At 60.5% G+C, this 25,527-nt stretch carries 21 protein-coding genes; 15 read left to right on the top strand and 6 right to left on the bottom strand.

Annotated features, from left to right (window positions below; translation table 11 throughout):
* Positions 1-3: 3 nt before the first annotated feature.
* Complete coding sequence (locus J1G34_RS24180; RefSeq protein ID WP_222994735.1) at positions 4-1,296, bottom strand: CitMHS family transporter; 1,293 nt, start codon at positions 1,294-1,296, stop codon at positions 4-6.
* Between the two features lie 124 nt (positions 1,297-1,420).
* On the opposite strand from J1G34_RS24180, the gene J1G34_RS24175 reads away from it, so the two are divergent.
* Positions 1,421-2,317, top strand: coding sequence for a LysR family transcriptional regulator (locus J1G34_RS24175; protein ID WP_065894008.1), 897 nt, complete (start codon positions 1,421-1,423; stop codon positions 2,315-2,317).
* Between the two features lie 165 nt (positions 2,318-2,482).
* On the opposite strand, the gene J1G34_RS24170 is transcribed toward J1G34_RS24175, so the two are convergent.
* Positions 2,483-3,085: a glutathione S-transferase family protein gene (locus J1G34_RS24170; protein ID WP_065898425.1), complete on the bottom strand. Its 603-nt coding sequence runs from the start codon at positions 3,083-3,085 to the stop codon at positions 2,483-2,485.
* A 309-nt stretch (positions 3,086-3,394) separates the two neighbouring features.
* Here J1G34_RS24170 and J1G34_RS24165 point away from each other — a divergent pair, with 309 nt between their 5' ends.
* The gene (locus tag J1G34_RS24165) at positions 3,395-4,741 is read left to right on the top strand and encodes an NCS2 family permease (protein ID WP_065894007.1); all 1,347 of its coding nucleotides are present in this window, start codon (positions 3,395-3,397) and stop codon (positions 4,739-4,741) included.
* 12 nt (positions 4,742-4,753) lie between these two features.
* Positions 4,754-5,380: a LysE family translocator gene (locus J1G34_RS24160; RefSeq protein ID WP_065887951.1), complete on the top strand. Its 627-nt coding sequence runs from the start codon at positions 4,754-4,756 to the stop codon at positions 5,378-5,380.
* Here J1G34_RS24160 and J1G34_RS24155 read toward each other — a convergent pair.
* Positions 5,370-10,601 (bottom strand): dermonecrotic toxin domain-containing protein, encoded by a 5,232-nt coding sequence (locus J1G34_RS24155; protein WP_222994734.1) that lies wholly within the window; start codon positions 10,599-10,601, stop codon positions 5,370-5,372. The two genes, J1G34_RS24160 and J1G34_RS24155, sit on opposite strands and share 11 nt — an antisense overlap.
* Before the next feature lie 163 nt (positions 10,602-10,764).
* Positions 10,765-11,118 carry a hydroxyisourate hydrolase gene (gene uraH, locus J1G34_RS24150; RefSeq protein ID WP_065933808.1) on the bottom strand — a complete coding sequence of 118 codons (354 nt, stop codon included), beginning with the start codon at positions 11,116-11,118 and terminating at the stop codon, positions 10,765-10,767.
* Positions 11,119-11,547: 429 nt separating this feature from the next.
* On the opposite strand from uraH, the gene puuE reads away from it, so the two are divergent.
* The 7 genes from puuE (at position 11,548) to J1G34_RS24115 (ending at position 18,544) form a co-directional block, all read left to right on the top strand.
* Positions 11,548-12,474, top strand: coding sequence for an allantoinase PuuE (gene puuE / locus J1G34_RS24145; RefSeq protein WP_222994733.1), 927 nt, complete (start codon positions 11,548-11,550; stop codon positions 12,472-12,474).
* Positions 12,471-12,986 (top strand): 2-oxo-4-hydroxy-4-carboxy-5-ureidoimidazoline decarboxylase, encoded by a 516-nt coding sequence (gene uraD, locus J1G34_RS24140; RefSeq protein ID WP_065898423.1) that lies wholly within the window; start codon positions 12,471-12,473, stop codon positions 12,984-12,986. Before puuE ends, uraD begins: the two co-directional genes overlap by 4 nt.
* 41 nt (positions 12,987-13,027) lie before the next feature.
* Positions 13,028-14,023, top strand: coding sequence for an allantoicase (gene alc, locus J1G34_RS24135; RefSeq protein ID WP_122482242.1), 996 nt, complete (start codon positions 13,028-13,030; stop codon positions 14,021-14,023).
* A 145-nt stretch (positions 14,024-14,168) separates the two neighbouring features.
* Positions 14,169-14,672 carry an ureidoglycolate lyase gene (locus J1G34_RS24130; protein WP_005789953.1) on the top strand — a complete coding sequence of 168 codons (504 nt, stop codon included), beginning with the start codon at positions 14,169-14,171 and terminating at the stop codon, positions 14,670-14,672.
* Between the two features lie 51 nt (positions 14,673-14,723).
* Positions 14,724-16,007 carry a urate hydroxylase PuuD gene (locus J1G34_RS24125; protein ID WP_222994732.1) on the top strand — a complete coding sequence of 428 codons (1,284 nt, stop codon included), beginning with the start codon at positions 14,724-14,726 and terminating at the stop codon, positions 16,005-16,007.
* A 176-nt stretch (positions 16,008-16,183) separates the two neighbouring features.
* On the top strand, positions 16,184-17,530 hold the full coding sequence (locus J1G34_RS24120) for a nucleobase:cation symporter-2 family protein (protein ID WP_065894000.1): 1,347 nt from the start codon (positions 16,184-16,186) through the stop codon (positions 17,528-17,530).
* A 228-nt stretch (positions 17,531-17,758) separates the two neighbouring features.
* Positions 17,759-18,544 carry an outer membrane protein OmpK gene (locus tag J1G34_RS24115; protein ID WP_065887943.1) on the top strand — a complete coding sequence of 262 codons (786 nt, stop codon included), beginning with the start codon at positions 17,759-17,761 and terminating at the stop codon, positions 18,542-18,544.
* A gap of 108 nt (positions 18,545-18,652) precedes the next feature.
* On the opposite strand, the gene J1G34_RS24110 is transcribed toward J1G34_RS24115, so the two are convergent.
* Complete coding sequence (locus tag J1G34_RS24110) at positions 18,653-19,783, bottom strand: patatin-like phospholipase family protein (RefSeq protein ID WP_122482244.1); 1,131 nt, start codon at positions 19,781-19,783, stop codon at positions 18,653-18,655.
* Positions 19,784-19,943: 160 nt separating this feature from the next.
* Positions 19,944-20,879 carry a lipid A biosynthesis lauroyl acyltransferase gene (locus tag J1G34_RS24105; protein WP_065887941.1) on the bottom strand — a complete coding sequence of 312 codons (936 nt, stop codon included), beginning with the start codon at positions 20,877-20,879 and terminating at the stop codon, positions 19,944-19,946.
* Between the two features lie 119 nt (positions 20,880-20,998).
* On the opposite strand from J1G34_RS24105, the gene minC reads away from it, so the two are divergent.
* The 5 genes from minC to J1G34_RS24080 all read left to right on the top strand — a co-directional run bounded on the left by minC (position 20,999) and on the right by J1G34_RS24080 (position 25,304).
* The gene (minC, locus tag J1G34_RS24100; protein ID WP_065887940.1) at positions 20,999-21,736 is read left to right on the top strand and encodes a septum site-determining protein MinC; all 738 of its coding nucleotides are present in this window, start codon (positions 20,999-21,001) and stop codon (positions 21,734-21,736) included.
* 200 nt (positions 21,737-21,936) lie between these two features.
* A complete protein-coding gene (gene minD, locus J1G34_RS24095) occupies positions 21,937-22,749 on the top strand; it encodes a septum site-determining protein MinD (protein ID WP_065887939.1) in 813 nt (270 codons plus the stop codon).
* A 3-nt stretch (positions 22,750-22,752) separates the two neighbouring features.
* On the top strand, positions 22,753-23,007 hold the full coding sequence (gene minE, locus J1G34_RS24090) for a cell division topological specificity factor MinE (protein WP_003175252.1): 255 nt from the start codon (positions 22,753-22,755) through the stop codon (positions 23,005-23,007).
* 200 nt (positions 23,008-23,207) lie between these two features.
* Entirely contained in the window at positions 23,208-23,843 is a 636-nt protein-coding gene (locus J1G34_RS24085; RefSeq protein ID WP_222994731.1) for a pseudouridine synthase, read from the top strand.
* Positions 23,844-24,014: 171 nt separating this feature from the next.
* Positions 24,015-25,304 (top strand): M18 family aminopeptidase, encoded by a 1,290-nt coding sequence (locus J1G34_RS24080; protein WP_065893997.1) that lies wholly within the window; start codon positions 24,015-24,017, stop codon positions 25,302-25,304.
* Positions 25,305-25,527: the final 223 nt, after the last annotated feature.

The following is a 25,527-nucleotide window of genomic DNA, read 5'->3' as shown; positions in this document are numbered from 1 at the left end:
CTCTTAGATAACGCCCAAAAGCAGCGCGGTCAGGGTCATCAGCACCGACGCGGCAAACAGAAAAGGAATGGTGAAGCGCTGGTGATCGGCCAGTTCGATCTTGCACAGACCCACCAGCAGGAAGGTCGCGGGGGTCAACGGGCTGACCGGGAAACCGGTGGTGTGCACGCCCAGCAGTGAGGCCTGGGCCACTTGCAGCGGGTCGACGCCCAGCGCCTTGCCGACTTCGGCGATCACCGGCATCACGCCGAAATAGTAGGAATCGGGATCGAACAACATGCTCAACGGCATGGAAATAAAGCCGACCACCGGCGGGATCAACTTGCCATGGCCGGCGGGAATCTGCGCCACCGCCACTTCGGCAATCGCCTTGAGCATGCCGGTGCCTTGCATGATGCCGGTGAACACGCCGGCGGCGAGCAGGATGCTGGCCATGGTCAGGGCGGTTTTGGCATGGGCGTCGATACGCGCGCGCTGGGCGTCGACATTGGGGTAGTTGATGCACAACGCGACGACGGTGCCGAGCATGAACATCACCACCGGGTCGACCCAGCCGGCGATCATCACCACCATCACCAGCAGAGTGAGCATCAGGTTGACCCAGAACAGCCGTGGACGGCGCAGCTTGATATCGTCGTCACTGAGCACCCGTTGCGGCACCGCGTCGACGCTGGAACCGGCGCCCAGGCCCAGGCGTTTTTCTTCCCGATGACCCAGCCACCAGGCGCAGGCGAACACAAAGATCAGCCCGACGATCTGCACCGGGATCAGCGGTTGGAACAGGTCCGCCACCGGCACATGCAACGCCGCGGACGAGCGCAGCACGGGCCCGGTCCACGGCAGGAAGTTGACCCCGGCGGCCATCGCACAGACGCAGGCCAGGATGCGCTTGTCGATGCCCAGCCGGGTGTACAACGGCAACATCGCCGGCACCGTCACCAGAAAGGTCACCGCGCCGGAGCCGTCCAGGTGCACCAGCAGCGCCAGGGTCGCGGTGCCGACGACAATCCGTGTAGGACGCGTGCCGACCGTGCGCAGGATGCGATCAATGATCGGGTCGAGCATGCCGGCGTCGGTCATGATCCCGAAGAACAGGATCGCAAACACAAACATGCCAACGACCGGGGCGACGTTCTTGATGCCAGTGATGATGAACCCGCTGGTTTGCAGGCCGAACCCACCGATCAACGCGGCGATGATCGGCAAGGCAATCAGGGCCACCAGGGGCGAGAGACGCTTGCTCATTACAGCGGCGAGCAGGCAGAGGATGGTAATGACGCCCAGGGTTGCAAGCATGGGGTACTCCAGAGCGGCCTTGGTGGCCGGTTATTGTTTTCCCTGGAGTATTGGAAGCGGGTTAGTCTTTGTAAATTGGAATATTCGGCATAGCACGTTCGGAAAAACAAAACGAAGTGACCTCATGAAAAATAGCATCCAGCACATCCAGGCCTTCCTCGCTGTCGCCCGTACCGGCAGTTTCACCAAGGCCGCCAACGAGCTGCATCTGTCTCCGTCAGCCCTCACCGTGCAGGTGCAACAACTGGAAGACTGGCTGGGCGTCGCCCTGCTCGACCGCAGCCCGCGCCACGTGAGCATCACCGCCGCCGGCCAGGAGGCGCGTGGCCCCATGGAAAAATTGCTGCTGGACCTGGACAACATCGTCACCGGCTCGCGTGACCTCGCCGCCCTGCGCCGGGGTGTGGTCACCCTCGCCGCCCTGCCCTCGGTGTGCGCCGGCAGCCTGCCGCCGGTGTTGCGCTTGTTTCGCGAGCGCTTCGCCGGGATTGAAGTGCGCCTGCATGACCTGGTGGCCCATCGCATTCATGCCCAGGTGCGTTCCGGCGAGGTGGATTTCGGCATCGGCGTGAGTGCGCGCCTGAGTCATGGCCTGGACTTCGTGCCGGTGTTGAATGACCGGCTGTGCGCGTTTGTGCCATTGAACCATGGACTGACGCGCTATCGGTCACTGACCCTGGCGCAATTGGCAGACCAACCGATCATCCTGACCGGACGCGACAGCAGCGTGCGCGAGCAAGTAGACGCGCTGTTCGACCAGACACGACTGACGCTGAACGCGGGCATGGAAGCCAACTACATGTCGACGGTATTGGCGTTGGTGCGCCAAGGGTTGGGGATCAGTGTGCTGCCGGAGTCGGCGGCGGACAGCCTGGAGGGGTTGCAGCGGATCACGATCGATCATCCTGGAGTGAACCGGGAGATCGGGTTGATCACTCGCAGTGGGATGGCGTTAAGCCCGGCAGCACAGCGCTGCTTTGACCTGCTAAATAAAGAGTTATCTGACTCGCCATTGAGCTAAATGGTCGCAGAGGGCTTAGCGATCACCACCCTCTGTAGGAGCGAGCTTGCTCGCGAAAAACTCACAGGCACCGCGTTCATTCAGGAAGCACGCGTTATCGTTGACGTTTTTCGCGAGCAAGCTCGCTCCTACATCAGGGCTTGCCCCCACCTTTTGATTGCATGATCAGTCCAGCATCGGGACATGCCGAGGATGACTGGCCACCCGCTGCAGCCACGCCTGCACCGCCGGATACGGCGCCAGATCAAACCCGCCTTCATGGGCCACATGGGTGTAGGCATACAACGCGATATCGGCAATCGAATAGTGCTCGCCCACCAGATACGGCGTGGCTTGCAGCTGGCGCTCCATCACCCTCAACGCCTTGTAACCGCCCTTGTGGCTCGTCTTGTATTCCTCAAGACGATCCTGCGGCATGTTCAGGTAAAACTGGATAAACCGCGCCACGGCAATATACGGTTCGTGGCTGTATTGCTCGAAGAACTGCCACTGCAACACTTGGGTACGCAAGCGCGGCTCGCTGGGCAGGAAGTCGCTGCCATCGGCGAGAAAGTTGAGGATCGCGTTGGACTCCCACAGGCAGGTGCCATCTTCAAGCTCCAGCACCGGAATCTTGCCGTTGGGGTTCTTCGCCAGGAACTCAGGGGTCTGGGTGTCGCCCTTGAGAATATCGATATCGATCCATTGGTACGGGATGCCCAACAGGTTGAGCATCAATTTGATCTTGTAGCAGTTGCCCGATTTGTAATCGCCATAAACCTTGTACATGGGCTCCCCTTATGCCGCTTGACGCGCCCGAAACGAACGCCTGCGCCCACAAAGTGCGGCTATCCACGGTTTGTTTCAAGGCGCTGCGCAGAATAAATCCGTCCGACTGCCGTGGTGGACGGCCTTTCATCCCTTTCTGCGCAGATAATCGAAAACATTATTTGCTTTATTTGTATACAAAAGCATAATTCGCTTCGTGCGAGTTCCTGACCTATCAGTCAACAAAACTCGCCGGTACCTCAAAGCGCTGCTGCCCACTCATGTGACCGGCGCTGGAAATAACAATAAAACGATTGAGGAGTACGCGCTGTGGATAGCCGCAAAACCGAAGCCCCCACCCTGGACCTCAGCCCGCCGCACCACGGCTGGCTCGAACGCCTGTTCAAACTGCGCTTGCATGGCACCACAGTGAAGACCGAGCTGATCGCCGGCCTTACCACTTTCATCACCATGGCCTACATCATCTTCGTCAACCCCAACATCATGGCCGATGCGGGCATCGACCATGGTGCGGCGTTCGTCGCCACCTGCATCGCCGCCGCGCTGGGCTGCCTGTTGATGGGCCTGTACGCCAACTGGCCGGTGGGCCTGGCACCGGGCATGGGCCTGAACGCGTTTTTCACCTACACCGTGGTTGGCACCATGGGCTACCACTGGGAGACCGCCCTCGGTGCGGTGTTTATCTCCGGCGTGCTGTTCATGATCCTGACCCTGTCGCGCATCCGTGAATGGCTGCTCAACAGTATTCCCGTGAGCCTGCGCCACGCCATGGGCGCTGGGGTAGGCCTGTTCCTCGGCGTGATCGGTCTGAAAACCGCCGGGATCATCGTCGACAGCCCGGCGACCCTGATCAAGCTCGGCTCCCTGCACGAGCCCGCGCCGCTGCTGGCGGCGGTGTGTTTCCTGCTGATCGCCATTCTCAGCTATCACCGCGTGTTCGGCGCGATCCTCATCAGCATCATCGCCGTCACGTTGGCCGGCTGGGGCCTGGGCCTGGTGCATTACAACGGCATTCTCTCCACCCCACCGAGCCTGGCGCCGACCTGGATGGCCATGGACGTGATGGGTGTGTTCAATGTGAGCATGATCAGCGTGGTATTTGCCTTTCTTTTTGTACACATGTTCGACACCGCAGGTACACTGATGGGCGTTGCGCAACGTGCGGGCCTGGTGAACGCCGATGGCAAGATCGACAACCTGTCCCGCGCGCTGAAGGCCGACAGTGCCTCCAGTGTATTCGGCGCCATGGTCGGCGTACCGCCCGTGACCAGCTACGTGGAAAGCGCCGCCGGTGTGGCAGCCGGTGGCCGTACCGGGCTGACGGCGGTAACGGTGGGCGTGCTGTTTGTGGCGGCGATGTTCTTCGCGCCGCTGGCCGGCATGATTCCCGCCTACGCCACCGCCGGCGCGCTGATCTACGTGGCAATGCTGATGATGGCGAGCATGGCGCATATCAACTGGGATGAAGCCACCGACAGCATTCCGGCGATCGTCACCGCGATCATGATGCCGCTGACGTTTTCGGTCGCCGACGGCATTGCGCTGGGGTTCATCACCTATGTGGCGCTGAAGGCCGGCACCGGCAAGTACCGCGAGATTTCCGTCAGCCTGTGGGTGTTGTGCGCGATTTTCATTGCGAAGTTCGTATTTTTATAAAAGGAGCAAATGATGACCCTGGATACCTGGCTGCTGTTCAGTGGGGCTGCATTGATCGTGATCCTGATTCCAGGGCCACTGTCGCTGCTGATGATCAGCAACAGCCTCAACTACGGCCTGCGCCGCTCGTACCCGGCGTTTTTGGGCGGAGTGTTTGCGTCGATCTGCCTGTTGAGTGCTTCGGCCTTGGGTCTGGGGGCCTTGTTGCTGGCCTCGGAACAGCTGTTCAGTGCCTTGAAAATCGTCGGCGCGGCCTATCTGTTTTATCTCTCCTGGCAGAGCTGGCAGCAATCGCGCCAACCGAACCGGGGCGCCGTAATGCCTGCGGCCACGGCAACACCCCGGTTCCGCACGCTATTTGGCCGGGCCTTTGTCCTGGGTGCCAGCAACCCTAAGGACATTCTGTTTTTCGCGGCCTTCCTGCCGCAGTTTCTCAATAGCCAGCAGGCTTTCCTGCCACAGTTGTTGACCATGATCGCCACCTGGACGGTGCTCGACCTGCTGTGCAAGCTGGCCTACGGCCTGGGTGCCCATGGCGCAGCGCGTTACTTGCGCAGCGGTTCGGGCCAGAGCTGGTTCAACCGTATCAGCGCCGCGCTGTTCGGCGGCGCCGGGGCGGTATCGCTGATTAATCGATAGGGACCAGTTTGATGAAGTAAACGCTTGGAGGCACTTCCCCAAAGGTAGGCCACTGAATGCCCGCCATTATCCGAACCAGACGATTTTCCTGCAGTGCGGTTTTCACCTCGACGGGTAATGACGGGTCTGCGTGGAACCAGCGATTATCAAGCCTGGCACCGATTTTGATGCTGCCCTTTTCAACCCACTGGAAGGCCACGTAATACAGTTGGGTTGGAGAGTTGGGATGGGTAGCGATCAATTCCTGTACGGTTTTTTTCCCGTAGCGTGTCACCGAGATATCCCGAAAATCGAAGCCCTGCGACGTCAGCACTGCCTTGACTGCCGCGATTTGCGCAGTCTGCCTATCGGCCACAACCGCTTTACCACCGCGCTGGAGCTTAGGGTCTGGCCTGACCGTGAAGTCTACCCGCGTGAAACCAGGCGCCTTGCCATCGTAACCGATGTGTATGAACTCTCGATCCAGATCGTGAGGACGCAATAGGCGCAGCAAATCATCCGTCTGGCCTGGCTTGGCAGGGCGTGTGGGTAGCCAATCGTCGATCGCCGCACGCACGTTGAGCATATGACCGGCCGTTGCCGGGCGCTTTGGACCTGATAACTCAATCACCCTCTCGACGGTGAATGCCCGGCTATGGCGGGTCATGGTGGGGAAGGACGAACTCACGTAGTCCGTCAAAGGCCTGTCGAACAGTGGGGCATGGACCCGCCATTCACGGGCTTGAACATATGACACCGGAAGAGGCTGCTCAAGCAGCGCCGTCGTCGTCCAGCGCTCAATGTCCACCCCCGCCAACGAAACCAGCGGCTCATTTTTGTAAATAAACTGAATGCCATTCGATGGAGCCGAATTGCCCTCGGGAAGCAGCCTGAAATAACTGCTCGCCGGATCCATCAGGCCGGAATTGGGGGGAGCCGCCCGAAGGACATTGTGAGGGTATCCGCGCGCATCCTGCGCAATATGGAACACCCCGGCAGACGGAGAATGCGATATCGGCCCTACCTCATGAGGTGGAATGCGCCACTGCTGCCAATGGGTAGCCGTCGAGACTGATTGCAGAATCGTGTTTGGCACAGCATCGCGCGAGGCCCTGGAGGGGTTCCAGTCGGATTGCGGCCCAGGCACTCTCCACGGGCTGAGGACGCCGGAACTGGGGCCCGGTTGTGGCGCATCCGCCCCCAGCAGCCATTCATGGGGCTGCTCGATGTGTAGAATCAGCTCATCTTCGCCCTGGCTATTTTTCAGGCGCAGCCCCCGGTCGTTCTCGCGTGTGTATACCCGGTAAACATCTTTACCCTCGCGGATAAACTGCTGGCCCTCTTTCACATACCGACCTTTACCGCCCGGCCCCGCCAGTTCAACGGCCCCGTCCAAACTGCCAAAGGACTGGAAGTGGTTCAGCAGATGAGGTGGTTTGATCGGTGACGGTTTCAGGCCGGCATGTGTACCCGGGAGGATTCGTTGATGACGATGCAAACGCCCCAGAGCGCCACGCGAAACGCGCGCGCCTTTTGAGGAGGGCGCAAAGGATGTCAGCACGTCTATGAATGCCATCATCGTCAAGAACACCACATCCACAGCGTCATGGGCTGACCCGCTGAAATGAAAGCGCCGCGCGGCAAGCAGCATTTCATAAAGGCTGACGCCAACGCCCAGCACCGGGACAAAACCCAGCAGACCGCGAATCGTCGCGTCGCGCTGTTCCCCCAAACGTAGCTCGCGGTAGTGCTCAAGTGCTTGGGAAGACTGGGATTGGGCTTGGGTACGACGTTGCAGATCGAACACCTGCGCATGGGCCAACAACGCCATGGCATTACCCGAGTGGGTGGGTGCAGCCGCTAACCAACGTTCAGGCTGCGACTCAATCTGCTCTTTGATCAACGCCTCGACACTGGCCGGGTCTACCCCCGGCGTCTTTGGCGGGGCCGCGAAAAACTTCACGATCTCAGTAAACGCACTATAGAAGGCGGGCAGGACTGGCTGAAGCGAGTGTTGCTCGCGAGGCAGTACCTGCAGGTCTTCACCGGGGTAACTGTCCAGCGCCTGCGCCTCCCAGCCAGGCGCCACCTGACGCGCCAACGCCTTCTGGTTTTCGGGCCGTGCACCGACAAGATTCAAGGCCTTCTGCGCTTCGCCCAAACTGGCATAGGCGACAATCACCTGGCTGGCCGCCGCCATGGGCCAATACACCACACAGAGCCCTGAGGACTGGTCATGAATAAATAACAGGCCGGCGATGTGCCGATCATGTGCCGGGGCAGCATCCATCAGCCGCAGAACCGCCAACTGTAGGTCGAACCCCTCTTTTTTCAGGTCACTTGCCGACCGGGCTGCCATCGCCAGGGTAAACAGACGCTGGGCTTTATCACTCAAGCCTTGCTGGGCTGCAGAGTACAGCTGCATGTGGGCACGCTGTTGCAAAGCCCTATAGATCAGGGCCTGCGAGAGGCCTGGGGACGTGGCCTGAGCAGACGCCGACGGATAAAATGCTTTGATGATCAACTTGTCGTACTCGCCACCCAGATCGAGCGAAGACAGGGTGTCGATCAGATAACGCACGCTCAAGCGCTCTTTCCAGGCCGGCTCCAGCCATTTTGCCCGGTTCAACCGCCAGCGGGTCCAGGGCGCCTTGGGGTCGAGGTTGTGCAACGCCAATTGCAGGAGACTGAAGGTCGTTCGCCGTTGGCTGACGACCATTTTTATATCGCGATCGCCCACTGCGCACTGGCTCGACCAGCTGCACAATTGGGAACTGACATCATCGGGCATATCAAACAGAGGCGTGTCGATATCCAGCTGCGGGCAAACCCCGTCCTGGGTCAATCGCGCAATCAACGCAGTCCGGGCGAATGACTCCAGGCTCGGCAAGTCCAGCCATAGTTTGCGCTCCACCGCAAAGGCATTCGTCAGATAACGGCGTGACAACCGTCTGTAGTGCTTTCGCTTACGGGTTGAGGCACTACCCAACCACGACGGGAGTTTTTTGGCCTGAGTGGCGGCGACCTGCAGCAGGTTGATATTGGCCAGTGCCAGGGTGCGAGCATCATTGGCCGGTACTTGCAGGCACTCGAACAACTCCCGGGCCAGCAACATACGGCTTAACTGCGGATCGCTCACCTCACTGAACAACCGGACACCCGTGCCCACACGCTTGTTCAACGCAACGTAATGTTGCATCAGTTTAATGAACAGGTCCTTGAGCATCGTGCGCTTGATGGCCTCGTAGCTCACTCCCAATGGCGTGTCCTTGGGCACCCCATGGACCCAGCGCCGCGCCGCCGCGCGGTGATCACGTCCGATGCAGCGCCACAACACGGAGCCATCGCGGCTTTTCAGGCTGGCATTCAGGCCCTTGGCAAAAGCGTTCAGGCTATCAAAGGGCACAAGCCCGCCATACAGACCTATCACGTATAACAACACTGAGTGTGGCCGATCCGGGTAAGCCTGGGCCTCATGGGTGGTCACGAGCAACGCGCCCAGCAACGGGTACGAAGGCCCGGACTCACTGCCGACGGTTACCTGCAATACACAGGTATCCGTTGCGTTGTCGCCGGGGACCCAAGACTCACTCAACACCGTGTTCAATCGCTTCAGGTGCGCGGCAGGCAATAGGCTCAACTGCTGCAGCATCTGGGCTTCCAGGAGCAAAGCCCGGCGCAGGGCCGTCTCCACCAATGAACCGCGATTAGACGTACCCAAAGGCTGCTCAAGCCAGAACGCCTTCTGAAACATGCGCTCGTGCGGGCCATGAGCCCATTGACTCGCTGCACTCACGTGTTCCTGCCAACGCTGTTCAAGGCTTAAGAAGTCCTGATAGGGCTGGTTGCTTTTGCCCATATCCGTCGGATCCAACAACGCCATCAGGCCTTTTTCGTAACGTTTGAGTTGCGCTTCACGGGTCTTGAAGGCGAGGTCCGACGTCAGGCTTGCACACACAATCTCATGGCTGCGACGCTGACGATCCCATTCCGGCAAGGCGTCCAGGGCCTTTCCCAGCAACAGGCTGCGTGCCAGCCTGCGGCGGCCCTTTTCGATGAACTTGAGCAAGCGTTTCACATCGGGAGCGCTGAACGTCCCCGCACCTTGAACGCCCACTGCCGCAGGGTTGATCGACAAGGCACAGGCCACCTCGTTATCCCACTGACCCTCCAGCAGCTCGGTTGCACTGGCGAGCAACGCATCCTCCTGGTGCACACCGATAAGCTGAAGAGTGAACGCCAGGGGCACCGCGCTTGGCATGTCACACAGTTCATGCCAACGACGCAGTGGCAAACACTGCCAAAGCACCTGGCTCAACGGGCCATTGACCAGCATTGGCAAATCACATTGCATTCGGTACCAGGAACTGAACTCGTAAAACTCGCGAGTCAGACCGGGCAGGTAAATCACGTGGGGTGAGTCCCCCGCGATGTCATCACGATAAATATGCAAAGCACCCGGCACAGGCACCAGCGCCTGATTGGTGCCAGGCCACGCCAGTCCGCTCACTTGAATACTTGCCCACTCCCCTCCCGCCCGGCGGCGCGCGTCGGCGCCCGGAATCTCCATGACGTTGCGGACCATGGCGAAGCCGCGATCCGACAGTTGGTAAACACGATGTGCGAGCAGTGCATTCTCGGCGAACAACGACTTTCGCAGCTGCACCCAATGCTGCTTGCGTGTCAGCCAGGATCCATAGGCCAATTGCTGCCAATAATCTCGTTCAGCCGCCTCAATCTGACGGAGCAGTTTCAACGCCTTCACGCGTTCCAGCGCATCCCGGGCGGTAAACGACAACGCCCGTGCAGGTTGGTCCTTGATGCACAATGAAGTGAACTGGTTAATGTTGAGCGGCACATCAGGCTCAATGAGAAGCGCCAGGGCTTTTTCGGTCAGGTTATTGACCTTCCGGGGAAGGGGCGGCGGTCGGGATTCGGTGAACAGCAGCGTATCGGGGTCCAGAGCGAAGGCCTTGCGTAAGGCCCCGCGGATAATGCCCAGGACCCGCGGCGCACGCCCAACCAAACCTTTCAAGGATTTTGCCGCCTCTCTGGCCCTGGTTTGTGCTTCACACAAGCGATTGATTTCATGACTGGGCTGCGTGACCGCGTTGAGCCGTCGGGTCAACAGTATGCGAATCGCCGCGTCACGCTCCGACTCAGAGGTTTGCGGGTCATCAAAATCAAGCGCTTGGGCCGCGGCGGCCTCAGCGGCCAACCAAGCGGTGTTGTCGGTACTCATGGCAGACTGTTCCGTACAGAAAAGCCGAGCCTAGGCACCTGGGCCGCCAACGGTGCGTTATATAGTTGGGTGGCGCGCAGCCCCGTCAGAATAAAAAAAGCCCGCAGTGTGCGCGGGCGAAAAACCAACGAAGAGCATTGGGGGTGTGAAGCGAGGTGACGACTCAGCTACCGCGATACGTGGAGTAGCTGTAAGGCGAAATCAACAGCGGTACATGGTAATGCTCTTGCTCGGCGCTGATGCCGAAGCGTAATACCACCACATCCAGAAAGGCCGGTTCGGGCAACGGAACACCGCGGGCGCGGTAGTAATCACCAGCATTGAATTGCAGCTGGTAGACACCGCTGCGGTAGTCGTCGCCTTGCAGCAGGGGCGCATCGCAGCGGCCGTCGCCGTTGGTCAGCGCGGTCGCGACGAGTGCAAGCTGCGCGCCTTCGACGCGGTAAAGCTCAATCTTGATCGCGCTGCCGGGGCAGCCATGCGCGGCGTCCAAAACATGAGTGGTCAAACGTCCCATGGCGTCATGCGCCTCCTGAAGTCAGTGAAAAACAACCCGCACTCTTTCAGGGCAGCGAAAAAGCCGGCGATGACCGATTAAGACACTTTCCACAGAAATTGTACACAATAAATTCGACAGCACTCCCATCCACTGTAGGAGCGAGCTTGCTCGCGAAAAACGCCAACGATAACGCGGGCTTTCAGGATAAAAAGTGGCGCCCTCAGGGTTTTCGCGAGCAAGCTCGCTCCTACAGTGGGCTTTTTCATTTTAACCTGACCACTTAGGCAAGTTTCTTGCAAACAGACTGTTCAGAAAAAATGCACAAATGCAGGCTTACAAAGTTTGCGATAAGTTGTATACAATCACTCATCGCTGTGACGCCACCCAGTCTTTCCACTGCCCGGCCGCCACACACACCTGCTACCACGAACAAGAAGGAAGACTGCAGTGAGCGCTGACTACCCACGCGACCTGATCGGTTACGGCAGTAACCCTCCTCACCCTCATTGGCCGGGCAAGGCACGCATTGCGCTGTCGTTCGTACTCAATTACGAAGAAGGCGGCGAGCGCAATATCCTGCATGGCGACAAAGAGTCCGAAGCGTTTCTCTCGGAAATGGTCTCGGCCCAGCCGCTGCAAGGCGCGCGCAACATGAGCATGGAGTCGCTGTACGAATACGGCAGCCGTGCCGGGGTGTGGCGCATCCTCAAGCTGTTCAAGCAATTCGACATTCCGCTGACCATCTTCGCCGTGGCCATGGCTGCCCAGCGCCACCCGGATGTGATCCGCGCCATGGTTGCCGCCGGCCACGAGATCTGCAGCCACGGCTACCGCTGGATCGACTACCAGTACATGGACGAGGCCCAGGAGCGCGAGCACATGCTCGAAGCGATCCGCATCCTCACCGAACTGACCGGCGAGCGCCCATTGGGCTGGTACACCGGGCGCACCGGCCCCAACACCCGGCGCCTGGTGATGGAAGAAGGCGGCTTCCTGTACGACTGTGACACCTACGACGACGACCTGCCCTACTGGGAACCCAACTCCCCTAACGGCAAGCCGCACCTGGTGATCCCTTATACCCTGGACACCAACGATATGCGCTTCACCCAGGTGCAGGGTTTCAACAAGGGCGATGACTTTTTCGAGTACCTCAAGGACGCCTTCGACGTGCTGTATGCCGAGGGCGCCGAGGCGCCGAAGATGTTGTCCATCGGCCTGCACTGCCGCCTGATCGGTCGCCCGGCGCGCCTGGCGTCGCTCAAGCGCTTTATCGAATACGCCAAAAGCCATGAACAGGTGTGGTTCAGCCGCCGCGTCGACATCGCCCGTCACTGGCACGCAACCCACCCGTTCACGGGAGCCGCCAAATGACCACGTTTCAAACACTGACACCCTCGACCCTGAGCCGTGACGCCTTCGTCCAGGCCTTCGCCGATATCTACGAACACTCGCCATGGGTCGCCGAAAAGGCCTACGACCTGGGCCAGGACGCCTCGATCGACCAGATCGAAACCCTGCACCAGCGCATGAGCGATATCCTGTTGAGCGCTGATCATCAAAGCCAGTTGGCCCTGATCAACGCTCACCCGGACCTGGCAGGCCGCGCCGCCGTCCAGGGCCAACTGACCCAAGCCAGCACCGATGAACAGGCTGGCGCGGGGATTCACCAATGCACGGCCGAAGAGTTCTCGCGCTTCACCGAGCTGAATGAGGCCTACAAGGCCAAGTTCAAGTTTCCCTTCATCATGGCGGTAAAAGGCAGCAACCGGCACCAGATCCTCGCCGCGTTCGAAACGCGCATCCACAACTCGACTGAAGCCGAGTTCAAGTGCGCGCTGGACGAGATCAACAAGATCGCGCTGTTCCGCTTACTGACCCTCTAAACGACCATCCCCAGCCACTCTATCCAAGGCAGACAAGAAGAATGAAAGCGCAACCCGTACCTTTCGAGAAGTTCGTCAACCTCGCCGACGCCCGCCTGGGCACCAAAATCATCTCCGTGACCGATGACTGGTTCGCCGACGCCAACCGCCTGTTCCAGCCGACTCCGGCTGTGTGGAAGGAGGGCGTTTTCGATGATAACGGCAAGTGGATGGACGGCTGGGAGTCGCGCCGCAAGCGCTTCGAAGGCTACGACAGCGCGGTGATCCGCCTCGGCGTACCGGGTTCGATCAAAGGCGTGGACATCGACACTTCATTCTTCACCGGCAACTACCCACCATCGGCGTCCCTGGAAGCCTGCTTCCTGGTTTCGGGCGAGCCTGACGAGCACACCCAATGGGTGGAAGTGCTGTCGGCCGTCGAACTGCAAGGCAACAGCCATCACTACCACGAGATCAACCACGCGCAGGCGTTCAGCCACCTGCGCTTCAACATCTACCCGGATGGCGGCGTGGCCCGTCTGCGCGTGTACGGCGTGCCGTTCCGCGACTGGTCCGCCGTGGGCGACAACGAACAGGTCGACCTGGCCGCCGCGCTCAATGGCGGTCGTGCCCTGGCCTGCTCCGATGAACACTTCGGGCGCATGAGCAACATCCTCAACCCGGGCCGTGGCATCAACATGGGCGACGGCTGGGAAACCGCGCGTCGGCGTACGCCAGGTAACGACTGGGTGATCGTCGCGCTGGGGCACCCCGGCGAAATCGAAAAAATCATCGTCGACACCCTGCACTTCAAGGGCAACTACCCGGACACTTGCTCGATCCAGGGCGCGTTCGTCAAAGGCGGCACCGACAGCCAGATCGAGACCCAATCGCTGTTCTGGCGCGAACTGCTGCCGGCGCAGAAGCTGGAAATGCACGCCGAACACACCTTCGCCGAGCAGCTCAAGGCGCTGGGGCCGATTACCCACATCCGCCTGAATGTGTTCCCGGATGGCGGTGTGAGCCGTCTGCGCGTATTGGGCAAGGTTGCCAAATAGCACCGCATGATCGTTCCCACGCTCCGCGTGGGAATGCATCCCGTGACGCTCCGCGTCACCAAGAGCGGACGCAGAGCGTCCAGGGCAGCGTTACCACGCAGAGCGTGGGAACGATCCAACACAGCATCCGGATAAGAAGACAGCCATGCGCACACTGATGATCGAACCCCTGACCAAAGAAGCCTTCGCCCCTTTCGGAGACGTTATCGAAACCGATGGCAGCGATCACTTCATGATCAACAACGGGTCGACCATGCGCTTTCACAAACTGGCGACAGTCGAAACGGCACAGCCCGAGGACCACGCCATCATCAGCATTTTCCGCGCCGACGCGCAGGACATGCCGCTGACCGTGTGCATGCTGGAACGACACCCGCTGGGCAGCCAGGCCTTCATTCCGCTGCTCGGCAACCCCTTTCTGATCGTGGTCGCGCCCCTTGGCGATGCACCTGTATCAGGCTTGGTCCGCGCCTTCGTCACCAACGGCAGGCAGGGCATCAATTACCATCGCGGCGTCTGGCACCACCCGGTGCTGACGATCGAAAAGCGGGATGACTTCCTGGTGGTTGATCGCAGTGGCACAGGCAATAACTGCGATGAGCATTTTTTCAAAGAGGATGAGCGTTTGATCCTTGCCCCCCACCAATAAGAGAAGGCCGGATCACCCGACAACAAGGGTGACAGGCGAGAGGTAAAGACTGTGGAAGCACATCTGTTGGAATGGCTGAACCTGAGCGTACGCTGGGTTCACATGATCACTGGCGTCGCCTGGATCGGCGCTTCGTTCTATTTCGTCTGGCTGGAAAACAACCTCAACCGCGTCAACCCCAAGAGCGGCCTGGCCGGTGACTTGTGGGCCATCCACGGTGGCGGTATCTACCACCTGGAAAAGTACAAACTGGCCCCGCCGACCATGCCGGACAACCTGCACTGGTTCAAATGGGAAGCCTATTTCACCTGGATGTCGGGCGTCGCGCTGCTGTGCGTGGTGTTCTACTGGAACCCGACCCTGTACCTGCTGGCCCCCGGCAGCAGCCTCAGCGGCACCGAAGGCGTCTTGCTGGGCATCGGCTCACTGTTCGCCGGCTGGTTCATCTACTCCTTTCTCTGCGACTCGGCCCTGGGCAAGCGCCCTGCCCTGCTCGGCCTGATCCTGTTCGTGCTGTTGATCGCGGCGGCCTACGGCTTCAGCAAGGTGTTCAGCGGCCGTGGCGCCTACCTGCATGTGGGGGCGGTGATCGGCACGATCATGGTCGGCAACGTGTTCCGTATCATCATGCCCGCCCAGCGCGCACTGGTGGCGGCCATTGCCGAGAACCGCACGCCGGACCCGGCACTGCCGGCCAAAGGCTTGCTGCGCTCACGGCACAACAACTACTTCACCCTGCCGGTGCTGTTCATCATGATCAGCAACCACTTCCCGAGCACCTACGGCAGCCAATACAACTGGCTGATCCTCGCCGGGATTGCCGTGGCGGCGGTGCTGGTGCGGCACTACTTCAACACCCGGCACAACAGCCAGAAATATGCCTGGACCTTGCCGGTGGGCGCGCTGGCGATGATCAGCCTGGCCTACGTGACCGGGCCCAAGCCGGCTGAACCGATCGCCAAGGCACCGGCAGCCATCGAGTACCAACCCCTGCCGGAAACCGCCTTGGGCGGTGGCTTGAAACCGGCCGCGCCCGCCGCACCGGCCGCTGAACCGGCACCGGCCCAGGCCACCACGGACTTCGGCCAGGTACACCATGTGATCGAGCAACGTTGCACCGTGTGCCATTCGGCCAAGCCCACCAGTCCGCTGTTCAGCACCGCCCCGGCTGGGGTGATGTTCGACACACCGGCACAGATCCAGCAGCAGGCGGCGCGGATTCAAGCGCAGGCCGTGGCCAGCCAGATCATGCCGCTGGGCAACATCACTCAGATGACCCAGCAGGAAAGAGACCTGATCGGCACCTGGATCAACCAAGGGGCCCGCACCAACTAATTGATTCACACAGTTCCAATGTGGGAGGGGGCTTGCCCCCGATTGCAGTGTGCCAGCCAGCACACCTGTAACTGATCCACCGCCATCGGGGGCAAGCCCCCTCCCACATTTGGTACTGCTGTGTTTTGAATATTGCGCTCCACACAACACAACAATAAAAAGATCCGAGGTGTTGCATGTCCCAGTTAGAAACGCAGACTCCTGCCGCGCCCGCCATGGTGCGGCTGCCCCTCTTGCAACTGATTCTGGTAGGCCTGCAACACGTCTTGCTGATGTACGGCGGCGCCGTCGCCGTGCCCTTGATCATTGGCCAGGCCGCAGGCTTGAGCCGTGAGGAAATCGCTTTCCTGATCAACGCCGACCTGTTGGTCGCCGGTATTGCCACCCTGGTGCAGTCGTTCGGCATCGGCCCGGTGGGCATTCGCATGCCGGTGATGATGGGCGCCAGTTTCGCCGCCGTCGGCAGCATGGTCGCCATGGCCGGCATGCCCGGCATCGGTTTGCAGGGCATCTTCGGCGCGACCATCGCCGCCGGGTTCTTCGGCATGCTCATCGCGCCGTTCATGTCCAAGGTCGTGCGCTTTTTCCCGCCGCTGGTGACGGGTACGGTGATTACCGCCATTGGTTTGTCGCTGTTCCCCGTGGCCGTAAACTGGGCCGGTGGCGGCAGCGCGGCCGCTACGTTCGGCTCGCCGGTGTACCTGGCGGTGGCCGCGCTGGTGCTGGCCACTATCCTGCTGATCAACCGGTTCATGCGCGGCTTCTGGGTGAACATCTCGGTGCTGATCGGCATGGGCCTGGGTTACGCATTGTGCGGCGTTATCGGCATGGTCGACCTCAGCGGCCTGGCCCGGGCGCCGTGGGTGCAGGTGGTGACACCGCTGCACTTCGGCATGCCCCGGTTTGAGTTGGCACCCATTCTGTCGATGTGCCTGGTGGTGGTGATCATCTTTGTCGAATCCACCGGCATGTTCCTCGCCCTGGGCAAGATTACCGGCCAGGAGGTCACGCCAAAAATGCTGCGTCGCGGCCTGCTGTGTGATGCCGGTGCGTCGTTCTTCGCCGGGTTCTTCAACACCTTCACCCACTCCTCGTTCGCGCAGAATATCGGCCTGGTGCAGATGACCGGCGTGCGCTGCCGCTCGGTCACCATTATGGCCGGGGTGTTTTTGATCGTACTGAGCCTGTTGCCCAAGGCCGCCTACCTGGTGGCCTCGATTCCGCCGGCAGTGCTGGGCGGCGCGGCCATTGCCATGTTCGGCATGGTGGCGGCGACCGGTATCAAGATCCTGCAGGAGGCCGACATCGCTGACCGGCGCAACCAGTTGCTGGTGGCGGTAAGCATCGGCATGGGCCTGATCCCGGTGGTGCGCCCGGACTTCTTCGCGCAATTGCCGGTGTGGATGAGCCCAATCACCCACAGTGGCATCGCCATGGCCACCCTCAGCGCGTTGTCGCTGAATATTCTGTTCAACATTCTCGGCGGTGCCGAGCGCCCTGCCGTTGAGCACGTCCACACCTGACGCACGCCCCATTGTCGCCCTGAGCGCGCTGTAACGGCGCACTTGAGCCCCGACGTGGGAGCCAGTATTCTCCGCGCCCGCTTGAATCGACGGTTTTTTACCGCCTTGGCGCGGCTTTTGCTGTAGCCATAAAGCTGACCAACCAGACGAGTTTTTCAGCCAATCCAAAGGCGCCGTGTCAGAGCGCCAGATGAGAAAAAACATAAAACTTTAACTCGGGAGCACCGAATGAAACCTATGTTCAAAGGCCTGATGCTGGCGGGATCCCTGCTGGCCGGTGGCCAAGCCGTGGCCGGTGATGTGTTGCAGTGGCAAAACAACAGCCTGACCTATCTGTGGGGCAAGAGCTTTACCGTCAACCCGCAGATCCAGCAAACCGTCACCTTCGAACATGCCGACGCGTGGAAGTACGGCGACAACTTCTTCTTCCTCGACCGCATCTTCTACAACGGCAAGGAAGACGGCAACGTCGGTCCGAATACCTACTACGGCGAGTTCAGCCCGCGTTTGTCATTCGGCAAAATCCTCGACAAGGACCTGTCATTCGGCCCGATCAAAGATGTCTTGCTGGCCTTCACTTACGAGTTCGGCGAAGGCGATAACGAGTCGTACCTGCTGGGCCCGGCGTTTGACTTGAATATTCCGGGTTTCGACTACTTCCAGCTGAACTTCTACCAGCGCCAGACCGAAGGCAACCGCCCGGGTGACGGCGTGTGGCAGATCACTCCGGTGTGGTCGTACACCATTCCCGTGGGCAGCTCCGATGTGTTGATCGACGGTTTCATGGACTGGGTGGTGGACAACGACAAGAACGCCCGTGGCACTTATCACGCCAACCTGCACTTCAACCCGCAGGTCAAATACGACCTCGGTAAAGCGCTGCATTGGGGCGACAAACAGTTGTACGTAGGTTTTGAATACGACTATTGGAAGAACAAGTACGGGATCGAGGACTCGGGTGCGTTCAAGACGACCCAGGACACCGCAAGCTTCCTGGTGAAATACCATTTCTAAAAAACACTGTTGTACAAATGTGGGAGGGGGCTTGCCCCCGATGGCGGCGATTCAGTCACAGATACTGTGAATGACACACCGCTATCGGGGGCAAGCCCCCTCCCACATTCAGCTCTGCGTCAGGCCCAGGAATCGGATGATTTCCTCACGCTTGGCCAGCGCATCCTTGCGCCCCAATTCGATCAGTTCGCTGCAATACCCCGCCTCGAACAGCAAGTAACTCAACACCCCCGCCCCACTGGTTTTGGTCGCCCCCGGCCCACGCAGGAACATGCGCAACGCCGCCGGCAATTCCTGGCGATGGCGTGCCGCGATTTCGTCGATCGGCTGGCTGGGCGCAATCACCAGCACCTCCACCGCCGCCAGCTCGGGCGAGACCTCGCTGAATTGATTCAAGCGCTCCAGCAATTCGATATCGCTTTCCAGGCTGTCAATGAACGTGCTGTTGAGCATGTGGCCGCCGATCTGCGCCAGGGTCGGCTCCTGGCCGGTATAGGTGCGCGGCATCGAGGGTTCGTTGCCGCGCGGGTTACCGCTGACGCCGACCACCAGCACGCGGCTGGCGCCCAGGTGCAGGGCCGGGCTGATCGGGGCCGACTGGCGCACGGCGCCGTCACCGAAGTATTCCTGGTCGAGTTTCACCGGGGCGAACAGCAAGGGAATCGCCGAGCTGGCCAGCAAGTGCTCAACCGTGAGTTGCGTCGGCACGCCGATGCGCCGATGGCGCAGCCAGGCCTCGATGGTGCCGCCGCCTTGATAGAAGGTCACCGCCTGCCCGGATTCATAGCCGAACGCGGTGACCGCCACGGCGTGCAGATGCTGGCCCCGAATGGCTTCATCGATGCCCGCCAGATGCAGTTTGTCCTGCAGCAAATCGCGCAGCGGTGAACTGTCGAGCAACGCCACCGGAAACCGCCTGCCCAGGCCCAACAGGCTATGAAACAGAAAACGACTGGCCTGGCGGATCACGCCCGGCCAGTCGCTGCGCAGCACCAGATGGCTGCGAAAGCCCTGCCAGAACGCGGTAAGGCGTTCGATAGCGGCGGTGAAGTCCGTCGCGCCACTGGCCAGGGTGACCGCATTGATCGCCCCGGCCGACGTGCCGACGATCACCGGAAAGGGATTGGGCGCCCCCGGCGGCAGCAACTCGGCAATCGCCGCCAACACCCCTACCTGATACGCCGCACGCGCCCCACCGCCGGAAAGAATCAAGCCTGTGACCGGTTCGGCTGGGCGCATTGCGTCACTCCATGTGGCAAAAAATTGGGCTTAACAACGTCACATCATTGTAGGAGCGAGCTTGCTCGCGAAGATCGCCAATGATTACGCGTACATCCTAGGTGAACGCGGTGCTATTGGGTTTTTCGCGAGCAAGCTCGCTCCTACAGTGACAGCAGGCTTATCGACGGCGTTTTTCGTACAGCTTGGGTTCGCCTGGTGGCCGGCTCTTGAAGCGCCGGTGGGTCCACAGGTATTGCTCGGGGCAGTCGCGCACCGAGGCTTCGACCCATTGGTTGATGCGCAGGCAGTCGATTTCGTCGGTTTCCCCTGGGAAATCGGTCAACGGCGGATGGATCACCAAGCGGTAACCACTGCCATCGGCCAAGCGTTCCTGGGTGAACGGCACCACCAGGGCCTTGCCCAGGCGCGCGAACTTGCTGGTGGCCGTCACCGTGGCGGCCTGGATGCCGAACAGCGGCACGAAGATGCTTTGCTTGGCGCCGTAGTCCTGGTCCGGTGCGTACCAGATCGCACGGCCGGCACGCAGCAGCTTGAGCATGCCGCGCACGTCGTCGCGCTCCACCGCAAGCGAGTCGAGGTTGTGGCGCTCGCGGCCACGGCGCTGGATAAAGTCGAACAGCGGGTTGCCGTGCTCGCGGTACATGCCATCGATGGTGTGCTTCTGCCCGAGCAGGGCAGCGCCGATTTCAAGGGTGGTGAAATGCAGGGCCATCAAAATGACGCCCTTGCCTTCCAGATGCGCTTGCCTCAAATGCTCCAGGCCCTCGACATGGGCCAGGCGCGCCAGACGCGGCTTGGGCCACCACCAGCTCATCGCCATCTCGAAAAACGCGATACCGGTAGAGGCAAAATTTTCCTTGAGCAGGCGTTTGCGCGCTTTGGCGGATTTTTCCGGGAAACACAATTCCAGGTTGCGCGCAGCGATGCGGCGACGTTCACCGGCCACGCGATACATGCCGGCGCCCAGCAGGCGACCAATGGTCAACAGCACGCGGTACGGCAGTTGGGTGACCAGCCACAACAGGCCCAGCCCCAGCCATAATGGCCAAAAACGCGGGTGGAGAAATACAGCTCGAAAACGCGGGCGATCCATTACAGATTCCGGTAAAGACAAGGGCCGCGCATTCTACAACGGTTCGACTCGGCTTGCGGCGGGTGAGTGTTCTCGTTATAAGTCTCGACACTTTTCGTGACAAGCCGCTTTCGCCGACCATGAGCCAAACCGAACCGCTAGACCAAGATCCCGTGTTCCAGCTGAAAGGCAGCATGCTCGCCATTACCGTGCTGGAACTGGCCCGCAACGACCTTGACGCCCTTGACCGCCAACTGGCCGCCAAGGTCGCCCTGGCGCCGAATTTTTTCAACAATGCCCCGCTGGTGCTGGCCCTGGACAAACTGCCAGCAGGCCAGGGCGTCATCGACCTGCCCGGCCTGATGCGCGTGTGCCGCTCCCACGGCCTGCGTACCCTGGCCATTCGCGCCAGCCGTATCGAGGACATTGCCGCGGCCATCGCTATTGAACTGCCAGTATTGCCGCCGTCCGGTGCGCGCGAGCGTCCGCTCGAACCATTGGTCGGTGAAGAGAAGAAAAAACCGGAAAAACCACCTGAACCTCTGATCAGGCCTACAAAGATCATCACCTCGCCCGTACGCGGCGGACAGCAGATTTACGCCCAGGGCGGCGACCTTGTGGTGGTCTCCTCGGTCAGCCCCGGCGCGGAACTTCTTGCCGACGGCAACATCCATGTATACGGCCCGATGCGCGGCCGCGCCCTGGCCGGCATCAAGGGTGATACCAAAGCGCGTATTTTCTGCCAGCAGTTGACCGCTGAGCTGGTTTCCATCGCGGGTCAGTACAAGGTTTCCGAAGATCTGCGCCGTGATCCGCTATGGGGCGCTTCGGTACAGGTCAACCTGTCGGGCGATGTGTTGAACATCATCCGTCTTTAACGGATACTGCCGCATTTTCCAAGCATCTCTAGACTCTGATAGCAAAGCGAAACCGGCAATACTTGCGTAGGACTATTTGGAAGTTGGCGTTTCCCCTGGGCAAACCCTGGCTTTTCCCTACAAAGGCTGTCCGCCTGCAGCGAGTTTCAAGAGATGTTTTTCAGGGACCGAAAGTCCTTTTTCCTTAGGGGTGAAACACCTTGGCCAAGATTCTCGTGGTTACATCCGGCAAGGGTGGTGTGGGTAAGACCACCACCAGCGCCGCTATCGGTACCGGCCTCGCTTTGCGCGGCCACAAGACAGTCATCGTCGACTTCGACGTCGGTTTGCGTAACCTCGACCTGATCATGGGCTGCGAACGCCGCGTGGTGTACGACTTCGTCAACGTGGTGAACGGCGAAGCCAACCTGCAACAGGCCCTGATCAAGGACAAGCGCCTTGAGAACCTGTACGTGCTGGCCGCCAGCCAGACCCGTGACAAGGATGCGCTGACCAAGGAAGGCGTAGGCAAAGTCCTCGCCGAGTTGAAAGAAACCTTCGAATACGTGGTATGCGATTCCCCGGCCGGCATCGAAACCGGTGCTCACCTGGCGATGTACTTCGCCGATGAAGCCATCGTGGTGACCAACCCGGAAGTGTCCTCGGTACGTGACTCCGACCGCATGCTCGGCCTTCTGGCCAGCAAGTCCAAGCGCGCCGAAGAAGGCCAGGACCCGATCAAGGAGCACCTGCTGCTGACCCGCTACAACCCTGAGCGTGTCAGCAATGGCGAAATGCTCGGCGTTGAAGACGTCAAGGACATCCTCGCCGTGACCCTGCTGGGCGTGATCCCGGAATCCCAGGCCGTCCTCAAGGCTTCCAACCAGGGCGTGCCAGTGATTCTTGACGACCAGAGCGACGCCGGCCAGGCGTACAGCGATGCCGTCGATCGTCTGCTGGGCAAGACCGTGGAACACCGCTTCCTCGATGTCAAGAAGAAGGGATTCTTCGAGCGTATCTTTGGAGGCAACTAAACAATGAAATTTCTCGACTTCTTTCGCGCCAACAAAAAACCAAGTACCGCATCGGTCGCGAAAGAGCGTCTACAGATCATCGTGGCGCACGAACGCGGCCAACGCAGTACCCCGGACTACCTGCCAGCCTTGCAGAAGGAACTGGTCGAGGTCATCCGCAAGTACGTCAATATCGGCAACGATGACGTGCATGTCGCCCTGGAAAATGACGGCAGCTGCTCGATTCTGGAACTCAATATCACCCTGCCTGATCGTTGATCGAACAGGCGGCCGCCACGGCGGCTCTGCGACCTGGCTCCTCCCCCCGTAGGAGCGAGCTTGCTCGCGAAGAACCTGAGGCCACCGCGTTTCACCTGAATGAACGCGGTGCCGTCGAGTTTTTCGCGAGCAAGCTCGCTCCTACAAGGTGAGGGGGCAGTCAGTGGAGCCGCCGTTGGCGTTTGTTACGAGGCTGTTTAATGCCGCTGTCCAACATCCATATCCTGCATCAGGACGACGCTGTCCTGGTGGTGAACAAGCCGACCCTGCTGCTCTCGGTGCCGGGCCGCGCCGACGATAACAAGGACTGCCTGATCACCCGCCTGCAGGAAAACGGCTACCCCGAAGCCCGCATCGTTCATCGGCTCGACTGGGAAACGTCCGGCATTATCCTGCTGGCCCTGGATGCCGATAGCCACCGCGAACTGTCCCGCCAGTTTCACGACCGCGAAACAGAAAAGGCCTACACCGCCTTGGCATGGGGCCAGCCGGAACTGGACAGCGGCAGCATCGACTTGCCCTTGCGCTATGACCCACCGACCAAGCCACGCCATGTGGTGGATCACGAATTCGGCAAACATGCGCTGACCTTCTGGAAAGTGCTGGAGCGTTGTGGCGACTGGTGCCGCGTCGAACTGACGCCGATCACCGGGCGCTCGCACCAGTTGCGCGTGCATATGCTGTCCATCGGGCATCCGCTGTTGGGTGACGGCCTGTATGCCCACGAACAGGCCCTGGCTGCCTGGCCGCGCCTGTGTCTGCACGCGAGCATGCTCGGCTTTACTCATCCGCAAAGCGGCGAACGCCTGCGCTTCGAGTGCCCAGCACCCTTTTAAGTTGTGAATGCAGTCAAATGTGGGAGGGGGCTTGCCCCCGATAGCAGTGTGTCAGTCAACAGATTCAGTGACTGACACTCCGCCATCGGGGGCAAGCCCCCTCCCACATTTGTTCTGTGCACTTCTGGCCTTCGAACGGTAAACTCCGCGCATTGCTGTCTGGAGCTATTTATGCGCGATGCGTTGAATCAAGGCCTGATCGACTTCCTCAAGGCCTCCCCTACTCCTTTTCATGCCACTGCCGCCCTCGCCCAGCGCCTGGAAGCGGCCGGCTACCAGCGTCTCGACGAGCGCGACACCTGGACTACCGAAGCCAACGGTCGCTACTACGTGACCCGTAACGACTCCTCGATCATCGCCTTCAAACTGGGCCGCCACTCGCCGCTGCAAGACGGTATCCGCATGGTCGGCGCTCACACCGACAGCCCGTGCCTGCGGGTCAAGCCACAGCCCGAGCTGCAGCGCCAGGGTTTCTGGCAGTTGGGCGTGGAAGTCTACGGCGGCGCATTGCTGGCCCCGTGGTTCGACCGCGACCTGTCCCTGGCCGGCCGCGTGACGTTCCGGCGCGACGGCAAGGTCGAAAGCCAACTGATCGACTTCAAGCTGCCGATCGCGATCATTCCCAACCTGGCCATTCACCTGAACCGTGAGGCCAACCAGGGATGGGCGATCAATGCCCAGACCGAACTGCCGCCGATCCTCGCGCAATTTGCCGGTGACGAACGCGTGGACTTTCGTGCCGTGCTTACCGAGCAACTGGCACGCGAGCATGGGCTCAATGCCGACGTGGTGCTCGACTACGAGCTGAGCTTTTACGACACCCAAAGCGCAGCCGTGATTGGCCTGAACGGCGACTTCATCGCCGGCGCGCGCCTGGACAACCTGCTGTCGTGCTATGCCGGGCTGCAGGCCCTGCTCACCAGCGACACCGAAGAAACCTGCGTGCTGGTGTGCAACGATCACGAAGAAGTCGGCTCCTGCTCGGCCTGCGGCGCCGATGGCCCGATGCTGGAACAGACCCTGCGCCGCCTGCTGCCAGAAGGTGAAGAATTCGTACGCACCATTCAGAAATCCCTGTTGGTGTCTGCGGACAATGCCCACGGTGTGCACCCGAACTACGCCGAGAAACACGACGCCAACCACGGCCCCAAGCTCAACGCCGGCCCGGTGATCAAGGTCAACAGCAACCAGCGCTACGCCACCAACAGCGAAACAGCCGGGTTCTTCCGCCACCTGTGCATGGCCCAGGAAGTACCGGTGCAGAGCTTTGTAGTACGCAGCGATATGGGCTGCGGCTCGACGATAGGCCCCATCACCGCCAGCCACCTGGGCGTGCGCACCGTCGACATCGGCCTGCCGACGTTTGCCATGCACTCCATTCGCGAGCTGTGCGGCAGTCATGACCTGGCACATCTGGTGAAGGTGCTGGGTGCGTTCTACGCGAGCCGCGACCTGCCCTGATTCGATGGGCTAAATGCGATCCAAATGTGGGAGGGGGCTTGCCCCCTCCCACATTTGGATCGCAGACCGGCAAATGATACCGGTCGGCTCTAAGGCCGCCGCGCTTTTGATCTTGATCTTAGGCGCCCCGTTAAACCACGCTGGCCGAACGCAGGCTTGAATTCGTGGGTAACCCGGCAGGACGCCGGGTTAGCCGCACTGGGCCAGGGATGGCCCATTGCGG

Origin of the sequence: Pseudomonas sp. Wu6 (assembly GCF_019891515.1) — a bacterium.
Lineage (GTDB): Bacteria > Pseudomonadota > Gammaproteobacteria > Pseudomonadales > Pseudomonadaceae > Aquipseudomonas > Aquipseudomonas orientalis_A.
The sequence above is the reverse complement of the archived record's forward strand: the minus strand, read 5'-3'. Positions and strand labels throughout refer to the sequence as shown.